Consider the following 12,173-nt stretch of genomic DNA (forward strand, 5'->3'; position numbering starts at 1 on the left):
TATTAATGATACGGCATGATTGCAAACGCCTGTTATTCCTCGTTTACAATGTATGCGCAGTCTACCCGATGTCGAGAGCCGTTAATAGCTATGACGGGTTAATTTACTTGTAGTTCAAGCAATGCTTCAGCGGCATCTTCTACGGTGTTGATGCGGCTTTCTAGTACAAAAACTTTTCCCGCATCAATGCCTGCTTGATCAATTAAATACGCTTTAACTGCGCTGGCCCGCTGTTGTGCTAATTGGCCAAATTCATCTGTAGTGATCTGCTGGTGGTTTTTAAGCATATTGTATAAGCCAATGTGCCAGCGAGTAACGAGCTCTACTTCTGTCAGCTCTGGAGTTTCTTGTTGTAAAGATTGTTTTATCGCTAATGGTGGCTGCGACAATTCTTGCTCAACTAATTGATACAGTGCATCAGCTGATGGCCCTGTTGCAGGGAACTGGCTGGCAGATAAACTTTTTGGTAACGCGTTAAATTTTATCCCTGCTGTTATAGCCAGTTGTTTATGCAGTTTGATTTCAGCTAACGCTTGTTTATCGTTAATTAAGTCAATACTGCCTTTAATATTGAGATTCAGCAGCGGTCTGTCTATTAATGCTTTAGCCAGTTTGTCGAGGGTATTTTTTTGTTTAAGTGAAAGACTGCTGAGTCCGTAATCAAAACTGATTTTATCCATTTCCTCATCACCATCCACAAGGCCTGCTAAGAATGAAAAGGGTGAGGTCACGGCTTTGGTAATAATATTACCCAAAGCATTCACGATTATGCTTCCAAAGCTGAAGTTGGGAGAATCAAGGTCCCCTGAGACATCAACGCCCAAATCAATCACACCGTGGCGATCTTGCAATAATGCCACCGCCAACGTCACCGGTAGACTGGTTGCTAAACTGCTATTGCTGGGTTTGCCCAGTTTAAGTTGATCAATGACGACGTGATTACTGCCAACTAATGCAGTGTTTTTAAGTTGGTAGTTTAGGTCTAATGACAATTGGCCTTTATCTATGTAATAGCCAGCATAAGTACTTGAATAGGGATTGACCGAGGTTAACTCTACGTTGTCAAAATTCAAGTTAAGATCAAGATACGGTTGGTCGAGTAACGGATTTATCTCACCTTTTAACGTCACCGGAGCATATCTATCGATTTTACCCACCAAATCAACCGATGCCGTGGTCTGTGGTTTCGATGAAAGATGGCTAATTTGGCCATTGAGCATTTCTATGCCTGAAGCAAAATTAGGTGTTAATGAGTTATCCGCAAAAAAAGCTGAGCTGTCTTTAATGCCTATTTTATTAATGTTGAATTGCATTTGCGGTGAATCTGTCATTGGCGGTTCACTGCCTGCTGATGAATTCAGTGTTGAGGCATCAGCTTTGCGCTGATCGACTATCAATTTGCTCGGATCAACGCTATCAACAGCTTGCTTTATCTCCACGGGATCGGTTGTGGCTTTTTTTGTGTGGATCAGCTGGCTGATATTAGTGCCGCGATCGGGTGAAATAATGATGCGACTAAAGAGTTTATCGAAGTTTATTTCATCGATGTCAATGATAGCTTGTTGGCGATCAAACGATAACTGGTTGATGTCCATGGTTTCCCATGTCAGCAATGGTTTATTTAGCACATTATCGTTAATGTGCAGCTGGTTGATGTTAGCGCTGCCTGTGTAGGTGAGGGTATCTTTAGCATCGGCATGTAAATTACCTTTAGTGGAAAATACCCCGTCTTCTACTGTGATATTAATGTATGGTGCGATATAGGGTTGCAAGCGTGACAGCAACATATTACTAAAATCGATATCAGCATTAATCGTTTGTGCTAATGCATCGACTTGCCCTGTCGACGTTAATAGGCTTTGCGCATTGATGCCAGTCGAGAATTGGTAATCAATAGGGGTGGATAAATCAGATTTTACCAAGCCGGTTGAGACATCAATGGGACCGAGTTGCCAAAGGATGATGTTATCACTGGCAATGCCTTCCCCAAGGTCTACTTGGTACTGTGCCACAGTGATTTTATGTAAATTGACTAACCATGGAGAATCAACCTTATCAGCAGTATTAGGATCAACATTTTGGCTTGTCATTTCAGTTTGTGACGGGCGGGGTGAACCTGCGTTTGTTTGCGGTGCTTGGGTCACAATAGCGTCAGGTGTTTGGGTGACTTGTTCAGTGGTTATGTCAGACTCTGCCTCTATGCTGGCGTCAGTGATATTTGAGACATTTGCAACCTCTGTGGTATCTGTGGTGTCATTAGTATCAGTTTGGCTCGAAGCAGCATCGTCGAGAAGTTGAGTATTTTGAGGTAACAGTAACGCGACTAAATCAGCTCCTTTAGGGGTGATGTTGAGTTTGATTTTACCATTTTCAGTATGAAACTCATCAATGCTAACAAGTTTTTTCTGGCTATCTACATTGATATTTTTTAACGCTAACACATCAATGGCGATTTTTTCATCTTGCTGATGTAGCGCTTTAAAACGGTTAATCACTATCTGCGCTTTGGTGACATTAATGTGGCTTATTGGGGCTAAGTTTTTATCTTGTAACGTCACAGTGTACTGGCCGTTTACGCTGAGCATGCCTTCAGATAAGTTAATCGCAAACAGTTGATCAACAAAAGTCCAATAACGAGATAAATCAACGCCAGCAGCGTCGAGATCACCTTGTATTGCTAATGGCGATAATTGAAATTGTCCTTGCAGTGCCACCGAGCCGTTAAATTGATCTTCTATGCTCAGATTATAGCGATTAACCTGGTCTTGTTTATCCTCTAACGCGGTACTCAAGCTGCTAAATTGTGTCAATGACAGATTGATATTTGGGTAGTTGATATGAGTATCGGTGACGTTGTCATCTAAGGTGAACACACCTTGTAGCAGCTCAATTTTACCGATGTTTATCGCCGGTAGACTTGTCGGTGCAGTATTGGCTGGTGTTGATTGAGTGTCTTTACCTAGGCGCTTGATAATATCACTAAAGTTAAATACAACCTGTTGATCATCGGTTTGAGTAAGCGACACTCGGATAGTGGGTTGTGCTAGACGGATATCTTCAATCACTAATGTCCAAGATGTGATGGATTGCCACAATTGAATGTTGCCATACAGCGTGGCTAGTGATGCAAAGGTTTGCTGACTATTAGCTTCATTGATAACCAAACCCGATACCGTTAGTTCTAGCGTAAAAGGATTGATACTAATGTCTTGTAGACTAACGTCTCTACCTAATTGCTCGGCTAATATCTCTGGTGCTTGTTGTTTGGCAATATAAGGAATTAATCCACCGAGTACAGCGCAAGACAATAGGTAAATTGTTAATCCATAAAGGGTTAATTTTTGAATACGAGAGCGCGGTTTAACCGCTGAGCGCAACTGAGCTAAAAACGGGGTCATATGAAGTAGTCTTGATAAAAACAATGGTAACAGGTACCTATTTTAGCAAAAAAACTATCTTTGCAAATCATTATTTTGGCCGCAAAACTGATTAATTTACATTTAGGTTTATTGATGGTAGCGTTATATTTAAGTTTATGTAATTAATAGGTTTTATTTTATCTTATTGTTAACTTATTTTCGTATCTGACTTTAACTAGGAGTGTTAAGTCGTTATAGCGGGATGTTATCCTTGGCCCTTATGGCGTGATGGCATCATTTATTTAGCATAATATCTGCAGTATCCATGCGCGGATTTAACCTCAATTTTCAAGGATGACAAATGCAAATTCGTCTTGCTTCGAGCATAGATTTAGAACCGCTGAGCCTGCTATTTGATCAATATCGGCAGCAATTACACCAAGCCTCAGACTATCGTGCCTGCCATGCTTTTTTGAAACATCGCTTGGCTGAAAATGATTCGATGATTTTTGTGTCGTTCAAAGAAGATAAAATGATGGGTTTTATTCAACTGTATCCGTCGTTTTCTTCATTACGACTGGCGCCTGTGTGGTATTTAGAGGATGTGTTTGTCTCACCACAGGATCAGCAGCTTGATATTATCAGTCAGATGTATCAAAAAGCACAAGCATTGGCGCAAAGTACCGGGGTATTATTAATTAATCGCCACGATATAGAGGGCATTGTTGAGTCGGAATCAGTTGGTTCTTAGCATAAATCACCAATGTGAACTCGATTGACGGCTGTTTGACCTTGCTGGCTCAAACTATCAAAATATAAGCGTTAGTTATTTTAGACCTCAGTTATTTTTCTGGTAAAATAACTGAGGTTTTTTTATTATTTTTTCATCGTAGATGTTAAGGAACAGAGATTGAATAAGAGTGTATTAACCAACCTTATTGCGGCCATTCTTATGCTGGTCGGGTATGTGTTAGAACAACAGATTGTGCTGACGATAGGATTATTTGCATTATCGGGTGCGTTAACAAATTGGTTGGCGATCCATATGTTGTTTGAAAAGGTCCCCGGTTTGTATGGCTCTGGAGTGGTTCCATCGCGTTTCGAAGAGTTTAAATTGGGCATTAAACATTTAATGATGAAACAATTTTTTACCCAAGAGAATATCGATCGCTTTTTGACAACCAGCAGTGCCAGCAGTATTGATTTAACACCTGTGATTGAACAAATTGATTTGGCGCCGTCATTCGATGCATTGGTGTCGACCATCGAAAAGTCATCATTTGGTGCCATGATAGCAATGTTTGGTGGCACAGAGGCGTTGATCCCACTAAAAGAGCCTTTTATTGAAAAAATGAAACTGTCTTTAGTTGAACTGGCTCAAAGTGAAGAGTTTAATGCGATTTTAGTCAATGAACTTGAAAAGCCAAATATCATCGCTGATATGCAAGCGAAGGTGGCCAATATTGTCGAACAGCGTTTAAACGAACTTACGCCTGAATTAGTTAAACAAATCATCCAAGATATGATTAAAACCCATTTAGGTTGGTTAGTTGTATGGGGTGGTGTGTTTGGCGGTGTTATTGGTGCCGTTGCGGCATTGGTGCAACAATAGGGCGACAGCTATAATCTAGCTATCGAATCAATCATCATATTAATGCCGTAAGCCATAGTATTGCGCTATCGTATGAGTACTGGATATGAGTGATAGTATTAATATGAGTACTGAGTGATTGTACCTAGTAATAGTTATTAGTCTTAGTTCTTAGCATTAGTTCTTAGTTTTAGCCCTGAGTAATAGAGGTGAGCATGAGTCAACATCATAGTATTAATTATTTAGAAATACCCGTGAAAGACATCATTGCAACCAAAGCCTTTTTTACTCAGGTTTTTGGTTGGCAGTTTCAAGACTATGGTCCTGAATACAGCTGCTTTTTGAAGGTCGGAATTGATGGTGGTTTTTATCGAGCTGAGTGTCAATTTACCTTAGCTAAAGGCAGCCCGTTAATTGTGCTCTATAGCCAAGATTTAGGCGCGACCGCAGCCAAAATTATTCAGGCTGGTGGACAGATAACCAAAGCCGTATTCAGTTTTCCTGGGGGTAGACGTTTTCATTTTTCTGACACCAATGGTAATGAATATGGCGTATGGTCAGAGTAACGTTAATCAAATTGCCTCACCTTGCGTGAGGCAATGTTGTTTAGATGCACAGGATGTCTGTTTAGGGTGTCATCGCTCGCTCGACGAAATTCTGGCTTGGCACTCAATGAACGAGCAACAAAAAAGCGCGTTACTTGAAATATTACAACAACGCAGTATCGCGTGTAAAAACCGTTAGTACGACAGTTATCCATGACCTTTTTTCGCTACGCAGAGTTTGGGTTCATTCTTGGTTCGGTATCAGTTCTAAATAAACTGAATCCGCGTGCTTGATAGTTTTGTAATGCGCTGGGGTGATCTAACGAGCAAGTATGTACCCAAACTCGGCGGGTGTTGGGTAACAACCAAGCTTGCTCAATGGCTTGGGTCAGTAAATAGCCGCCAAATCCTTTACCGATAAAGCGTTCGCCTAAGCCAAAATACATAATCTCTACAGTCGCTTCTTCTTGCTGCTGCAATTCAAAGTAACCCGCTGGTGCGCCATCTTTATAGGCCACAAACAAATGTAAATTGTCCGCTTCGCTATATTCTTGCCACTGGCTATCGGTCAAGGTCAGTTTATCTGTCCATTGCCACCCTGCACCGACAAATTGATATAGAAACCGATTAAATTGATATTGTTTTATTTTTACCTCAACCACGGTTAATCCGTTGGGATCATTTTTAGGCTTTAATTGACTAGGGTCGGTCATTTCAAGATTGAAAATACTGATATCTGTCATGGGAAACCTTATTGTTGCTCAATTAATACGCTAAGCATTATGCCTCTGGACGCTGTTGTCATTATCTTACAAGATGGAGGCAAACAAAAACACCACCCAATAGGGTGGTGTTTAGCTATCGAGGAAAAATTAATATGCGCTAGCGTGAACGTTTTTAACTGCGCGGCCTGATGGGTCGTTAAGTCCTTGCAAACTTGCATCCCACAATAGTGCTTCAGGGGTTGAACAAGCCACTGTTTTTCCTCCGGGCACTGTTTCAGCTGCGCTGGCTAATGGGAAAAACTCTTCAAAGAAGCTGCGGTAAAAATAGGCTTCTTTTGACTCTGGCGTGTTGTATGGGAAACGGAACTTTGCGTTAGCATATTGCACGTCGCCGACGTTCTCTGCTGCGTGTGCTTTTAGACCATCAATCCAAGAGTAACCTACGCCATCACTGAACTGCTCTTTTTGACGCCATACTACTTCTTTTGGCAATTTATCCTCAAATGCCTGACGTAAAATATGCTTCTCGATGCGGCCATCTTTAGACATTTTGGCTTCTGGATTAATGCGCATTGCCACGTCGATAAATTCTTTATCTAAGAAAGGCACCCGAGCTTCAAGTCCCCATGCCGCCATGGATTTGTTGGCACGCAAGCAGTCAAATAAGTGCAGTTTATCTAGCTTACGAACTAACTCTTCATGAAATGCTTGCGCGTTAGGCGCTTTGTGGAAATACAGATAACCACCGAATAACTCGTCAGCACCTTCGCCAGACAGCACCATTTTAATGCCCATGGCTTTAATTTTACGCGCCATTAAATACATTGGCGTTGCTGCTCGAATAGTGGTGACATCGTAAGTTTCGAGATGATAAATCACTTCTTTAATCGCATCTAAGCCTTCTTGGAAGGTATAGACAATAGGATGATGAATGGTGCCAATGGCGTCAGCCACTTTTTGTGCGGCAACTAAGTCAGGAGATTCCGCTAACCCTACGGCAAATGAATGCAGCTGTGGCCACCATGCGCCAGTTTCGCCGTCGTTTTCAATACGATGTTTGGCGTAAGTTTGGGTAATGGCAGAGATCACGGATGAATCTAACCCACCAGACAATAATACCCCGTAAGGTACATCTGACATTAATTGGCGTTTTACTGCGGCTTCTAATGCTTCACGCAACTCTTCAATGCTTGCTGGGTTGTCTTTAACCGCATCAAAATCGCGCCAATCACGTTGATAATACTGGGTTGGTTTACCGTCGGCAGAATATAAATACTGTCCAGGGTAAAACTCAGCAACGGTTTTACATACCGGCATTAATGCTTTCATTTCAGAGGCAACATAGAAGTTACCAGATGCATCGAAGCCAGTGTAAAGTGGGATTATACCCATATGATCGCGGCCGATTAAGTAAGTGCCTTTGGCTTTGTCGTACAGTACAAATGCAAAGATGCCGTTCAGTTTGTCTAAAAAGTCACAACCGTATTCTTGGTAAAGTGACAAAATCACTTCACAATCTGAGTTAGTTTTATATTGGTATTTGTCACCAAGCTGAGCTTTTAATTGCTTGTGGTTATAAATTTCACCGTTTACGGCTAAGACTAAGTTGCCATCAGTGCTGATAAGCGGTTGCGCTCCGTGGTCAACGTCAACAATGGATAAACGTTCATGAGCTAAAATGGCATGTTCATCAGCATAAATACCAGACCAATCTGGACCGCGGTGACGCAGTAATTTTGACATTTCTAAGGCCACATGACGAAGTTGGCTTGCATCAGTTTTGATATCTAAAATCGAAAATATTGAACACATAGTACGGCTCCAGCAGCGTTGGCTAATCTTTTTCTGCCACTACTTTGCCAGCATTTTGGTTAACTGCCAAGTTTGTTTTTTAAGATAACATCATAAAATTGGTTGTTTTAATGATTTTATCTCTTCGAAATATCTTTTTATTTAAATATTATCAATAATAACCTCTATTTTTATGAGATATCTTTATTTTTACTGCGATTATGATGATTTATTTTGATATTTCATAATCAAATACAACTAAAACGATAATTGCACTAAGGCAGTGCGTCTGATCGTTATTTGAGCAAAAAGAAGGTTGAATAGTCGTTTTGTGCTGTTGGTTAGCCATATCCAAGCTTAATAGGATTATTTATGCGCGATATTGGGGCTCCAGTTCACTCGGTGATAGCCAACCAAGCAAGGCTTAACTTGTTAAGTATATTAAGACTGGATAGGGTTACCTTGGTCACTTATGTTGTAGCTGGGTGGCATAAGCTGCATTTAAGTTAGGCGACATTTTAGTCAGGCAGCCCCTTTTTATTTGCAAGAGAATACCTTGATTCATAAAATCGCTTTATAACGGAAAAATATTTAAGGAAAAAGTATGCTTGGTGAAACAAATTTAACGGCACTACTCGCATCGATGTCACCAGTATTATTAGATGACGAATATGTTTTTTGTTCAGTGCAGGGGCAATATGGTGATTACCAAACTTTATCGCCACTGGCGACGTTTCGCGAATCTGAAGGGCTGACATTAGTATTAACAAAAGCGGCTGCTATTGAGGGCGGTTTGTCATTTGAATCAGTATTTAAAGGCATTACCTTAACGGTACACTCTAGCCTTGATGCGGTGGGGTTAACCGCGGCAGTGGCCAATAAACTCACCGAAAAAGGCATTAGCGCTAATGTTATTGCCGCTTATTATCATGACCATATTTTTGTGCAAACAGAAAAGGCGGCTTTAGCCATCGAAGCGCTAAATGAATTTAGTAAAGTGTGAGTACCGTTTATCCAGAGGATTAACTCAAAGACTAATGACATAAATGCTAATAGCACCAAATACCAATAAAAAAAGCCCATCAAATACATGATGGGCCAATCCTTGTTTGGGGGGACGGAATAGGGTGGTGTTGTATTAATCTGCAGGACGTAATTGATTAAATTCAGAACCGGCAAAGTATCCTGGCCAATCTTGATTATTACCTAGCTCAGCTGCGGCTTGGTAATACACGCCTAAATCTTGTAATGAACCGGATAAGTCCCATTCAGGACGATAATCGTCGCAGACGTTATGATAGCAGCCTTTCATTTTCACCAGCATTGCAGTTTTGTATTGTGCTGTTGCTTCATCAAGCGGTTCGTTACCCCCACCGGCAAATACTGCCGGTACACCTAATTTGGCAAAACTGAAGTGGTCTGAACGGAAAAATCCGCCTGATGCTGGGTTAAGTTCGCCCTTGCTAATCCGATCCTGTTTAGCTGCAGCGCGGTCTAAATAGTTTTCTAACTCAGACTGACCTTTGCCAACTATGGTGTAGTCTTTGGTTTTGCCATACACATTGGTGCTGTCTAGGTTAAAAACAGCGACCGTTTTATCAATGGGATAAATAGGATTAGCAGCATAGTAACGTGAGCCTAATAAGCCTTGTTCTTCACCCGTAGTGGCAATAAAGGTTAATGAGCGGGCTAAGCCATGACCTTGTTTGGCTTGCTGCGCAAACTGGCGGGCAATTTCTAAAATACCCGCAGTGCCAGAGGCATTATCTAATGCGCCATTATAAATTTGGTCACCGTCTTTGGTGTCATCTTTACCGAGATGATCCCAGTGGGCCGTGAATAGAATATGCTGATTGGCCTGAGTGCTGCCGGCTAACGTCGCAACCACATTATAACTGTCGGCATACTCTGTTTTGTTAGCAAATTCAATGCTGGCAGTTTGGGCTAAATTGACATTGAGTGAACTGTTGGCCGCGCGATCTATTAACGATGTTAATGATAGACCGGCTTTGTCAAACAAGGCAGTTGCACTGTCTAGGGTTAACCATCCTTCAACTTGAACACGTTGATCTTGTTCTGCTTGGCTAAGGACTAAGTCTTGTTGAGCTCCAATCCAGCTATTTTCGACTACCGACCAGGGATAGGAAGCGGGTTCAGTCTCATGGATGATGATAGCACCCAATGCACCTTGGCGACTGGCTTCTTCAAACTTATAAGTCCAACGGCCATAGTAAGTCATCGCCTTACCATTAAACTTCGCCCCTTGAGGATGAGCAAAGCCTGGATCATTAACTAAAATGATGGCAATTTTGCCTTTCATGTCGAGGTCTTGGTAATCATTCCAGCCGTATTCTGGTGCATTAATACCGTAACCGACGAACACTAATGGCGCATCTTTAATACTGACTTGGTGGTTATCATGACGACTGCCTAGCACAATATCTTGGCGATACTGCATGTCCATGCCAGCCAAATTAATTCGTTGTTGCTCGCTGGCGGTGTAGCTCACCATTGGAACTGGTTGCAGAAAACTGCCGTTATAGGCGCCTTTAAGCCCCATTTGAGTGAAGGCAGCGGATAAATATTCTAGGGTAAGTTTTTCACCATGGGTCGTCGGTGCTCGACCTTCAAACTTATCAGACGATAATGTTTCGATGTCGGTTCTAAAGCGTTGTTCATTAAAGGTGACTGTGGTCGTTTTAGCTGGGGCAATTTGTTCGGTCGAAGCGTGTTTGTCATCATCACTATTGCATGCTGTCAGCAAGGCAATGGCGCAAAAAGGCAACAATCGTTTCATGCTATGTCCTGTTATTATTATTTATTGTTATTTCAGACAAGCATAATGAGGTAAGCCAGTGCTTGAAAACAAGGTCGCTGGCTTGGAATTGTGTTACCTAATGTAAATTGTGTCGTTGACGCTCATCTTATTAACTATTTGATCTTGTTGGCGTGAATCAATAGTGCTTAAGCGATATTGGACGTTTTACTCCCGCAATCATATGAGTACTATTCTATATTAAAGGGTTTACCTTGCGATAAAATAGTGTCTCGCGTATCAGTATCGAGCATTGATTTAATGGCGAGACAATCAAACTGTCACTGAGTAAAGATATCGATTAAACGACATCAATATCGGCGGCGCATGCAAACACGTGATTAGGTCTAAAAGGTTCTTTGTCAATATCAATCATTTGGCTCACGCCACTGGTGACCAAAATGGTTTCAAGTCCTGCTTGAAAGCCTGCGAGAATATCGGTTTGCATGTTGTCGCCAATAATTACGGTGTTTTCAGAGTGTCCCTGAATATGATTCAAGGCTGAGCGAATAATCCACGAGCTTGGTTTACCCACATAAAATGGCATTTTACCTGTGATACGTTCAATCGCTGCGCATAACGCGCCACATGCAGGGCTAAAGTCTGCGCCATGAGTATCTGGATTGGTGGCAATAAAGCGTGCGCCGCCAGCAACAAAACGAGATGCTTTATGGATCATGTCCCAGTTGTAAGCGCGGGTTTCACCGACAATAACAAAATCTGGGTTAATATCGGTTATGGTGAAACCTGCGTTGTACAACTCATGGGTAAGTGCACCTTCGCCAATCACAAAAGCTTTATTGCCGGTTTGGTGTTTAAGAAAGTCGGCCGTGGCCATGGCTGAAGTGTAAAAACAGCTTTCTGGCACATTAATGCCTGCCGCGCCGAGACGGTTTTGTAAGTCTTTACCGGTTTGGACCGGATAATTGGTGAGGATGACCAGCGGGTTGCCTTGTTCAAGCACACGGTGAATAAACTTGTCACTTCCGGGAATGAGCTTGTTGTCGTGCAGTAATACACCATCAATGTCGCAAATAATATTTTTCATTCAATGATTTCTTCCTTCAAATACAACCTCTGTATATCTAATGCTCATTCAGGTGAGAAAACAATGATTAAATCCAAAAAAGGGCTGTTTAGAGTTTGATTTAACACCTTGTGAGCTTTTTGTTGCCGATAGATTGCCGCTTAGCGTTTATTCGGTCATCGTGTTAACCGAGTCCACGGGTTGTTTAACGCTATGGCCTACGGCCACTAACGTTGTGGCGGCATGGTCAACGCTGTTCCTTACATCATAATGATATTTCCCATATCCATATGGGTCAGATGCTAATGAACAATCTGTAC

General features: G+C 41.7%; 10 protein-coding genes. 5 read left to right on the forward strand and 5 right to left on the reverse strand.

Going from position 1 to position 12,173, the window contains the following annotated elements; genetic code table 11:
* Nucleotides 1-98 precede the first annotated feature (98 nt).
* Nucleotides 99-3,398 (reverse strand): DUF748 domain-containing protein, encoded by a 3,300-nt coding sequence (locus AAEY93_RS08320; RefSeq protein WP_124011708.1) that lies wholly within the window; start codon nt 3,396-3,398, stop codon nt 99-101.
* Between the two features lie 322 nt (nt 3,399-3,720).
* Here AAEY93_RS08320 and AAEY93_RS08325 point away from each other — a divergent pair, with 322 nt between their 5' ends.
* The 4 genes from AAEY93_RS08325 (at nt 3,721) to AAEY93_RS08340 (ending at nt 5,694) form a co-directional block, all read left to right on the forward strand.
* Nucleotides 3,721-4,110, forward strand: a complete 390-nt coding sequence (locus tag AAEY93_RS08325; RefSeq protein WP_124011707.1) for a GNAT family N-acetyltransferase — start codon at nt 3,721-3,723, stop codon at nt 4,108-4,110.
* Nucleotides 4,111-4,269: 159 nt separating this feature from the next.
* Nucleotides 4,270-4,971 carry a DUF445 domain-containing protein gene (locus AAEY93_RS08330; RefSeq protein ID WP_101032004.1) on the forward strand — a complete coding sequence of 234 codons (702 nt, stop codon included), beginning with the start codon at nt 4,270-4,272 and terminating at the stop codon, nt 4,969-4,971.
* Between the two features lie 194 nt (nt 4,972-5,165).
* Nucleotides 5,166-5,516: a VOC family protein gene (locus AAEY93_RS08335; RefSeq protein ID WP_351076071.1), complete on the forward strand. Its 351-nt coding sequence runs from the start codon at nt 5,166-5,168 to the stop codon at nt 5,514-5,516.
* Complete coding sequence (locus AAEY93_RS08340) at nt 5,491-5,694, forward strand: DUF1289 domain-containing protein (RefSeq protein ID WP_164839495.1); 204 nt, start codon at nt 5,491-5,493, stop codon at nt 5,692-5,694. The genes AAEY93_RS08335 and AAEY93_RS08340 overlap by 26 nt, the downstream gene beginning before the upstream one ends.
* Nucleotides 5,695-5,722: 28 nt before the next feature.
* Here the strand turns inward: AAEY93_RS08340 and AAEY93_RS08345 are convergent, their stop codons facing one another.
* Together AAEY93_RS08345 and asnB are read right to left on the reverse strand one after the other, a co-directional pair.
* The gene (locus tag AAEY93_RS08345; protein ID WP_351076074.1) at nt 5,723-6,238 is read right to left on the reverse strand and encodes a GNAT family N-acetyltransferase; all 516 of its coding nucleotides are present in this window, start codon (nt 6,236-6,238) and stop codon (nt 5,723-5,725) included.
* 129 nt (nt 6,239-6,367) lie between these two features.
* Entirely contained in the window at nt 6,368-8,032 is a 1,665-nt protein-coding gene (asnB, locus tag AAEY93_RS08350; protein ID WP_101032000.1) for an asparagine synthase B, read from the reverse strand.
* Between the two features lie 583 nt (nt 8,033-8,615).
* On the opposite strand from asnB, the gene AAEY93_RS08355 reads away from it, so the two are divergent.
* Nucleotides 8,616-9,014 (forward strand): ACT domain-containing protein, encoded by a 399-nt coding sequence (locus AAEY93_RS08355; protein ID WP_101031999.1) that lies wholly within the window; start codon nt 8,616-8,618, stop codon nt 9,012-9,014.
* Nucleotides 9,015-9,149: 135 nt separating this feature from the next.
* Here AAEY93_RS08355 and AAEY93_RS08360 read toward each other — a convergent pair whose 3' ends face one another.
* Together AAEY93_RS08360 and AAEY93_RS08365 are read right to left on the reverse strand one after the other, a co-directional pair.
* The gene (locus AAEY93_RS08360) at nt 9,150-10,808 is read right to left on the reverse strand and encodes a M28 family metallopeptidase (protein ID WP_351076079.1); all 1,659 of its coding nucleotides are present in this window, start codon (nt 10,806-10,808) and stop codon (nt 9,150-9,152) included.
* A 319-nt stretch (nt 10,809-11,127) separates the two neighbouring features.
* Nucleotides 11,128-11,874 (reverse strand): HAD-IIA family hydrolase, encoded by a 747-nt coding sequence (locus AAEY93_RS08365; protein WP_101031997.1) that lies wholly within the window; start codon nt 11,872-11,874, stop codon nt 11,128-11,130.
* Nucleotides 11,875-12,173: the final 299 nt, after the last annotated feature.

The organism is Shewanella sp. CAL98-MNA-CIBAN-0140 (genome assembly GCF_040309905.1).
In the GTDB taxonomy this organism is placed as follows: domain Bacteria; phylum Pseudomonadota; class Gammaproteobacteria; order Enterobacterales; family Shewanellaceae; genus Shewanella; species Shewanella psychromarinicola.

Coding starts and splice junctions, on each gene's coding strand:
- AAEY93_RS08320 (WP_124011708.1), bottom strand. CDS start 3,398: ATGACCCCGTTTTTAGCTCAGTTGCGCTCAGCGGTTAAACCGCGCTCT.
- AAEY93_RS08325 (WP_124011707.1), top strand. CDS start 3,721: ATGCAAATTCGTCTTGCTTCGAGCATAGATTTAGAACCGCTGAGCCTG.
- AAEY93_RS08335 (WP_351076071.1), top strand. CDS start 5,166: ATGAGTCAACATCATAGTATTAATTATTTAGAAATACCCGTGAAAGAC.
- AAEY93_RS08340 (WP_164839495.1), top strand. CDS start 5,491: ATGAATATGGCGTATGGTCAGAGTAACGTTAATCAAATTGCCTCACCT.
- AAEY93_RS08345 (WP_351076074.1), bottom strand. CDS start 6,238: ATGACAGATATCAGTATTTTCAATCTTGAAATGACCGACCCTAGTCAA.
- asnB (WP_101032000.1), bottom strand. CDS start 8,032: ATGTGTTCAATATTTTCGATTTTAGATATCAAAACTGATGCAAGCCAA.
- AAEY93_RS08355 (WP_101031999.1), top strand. CDS start 8,616: ATGCTTGGTGAAACAAATTTAACGGCACTACTCGCATCGATGTCACCA.
- AAEY93_RS08360 (WP_351076079.1), bottom strand. CDS start 10,808: ATGAAACGATTGTTGCCTTTTTGCGCCATTGCCTTGCTGACAGCATGC.
- AAEY93_RS08365 (WP_101031997.1), bottom strand. CDS start 11,874: ATGAAAAATATTATTTGCGACATTGATGGTGTATTACTGCACGACAAC.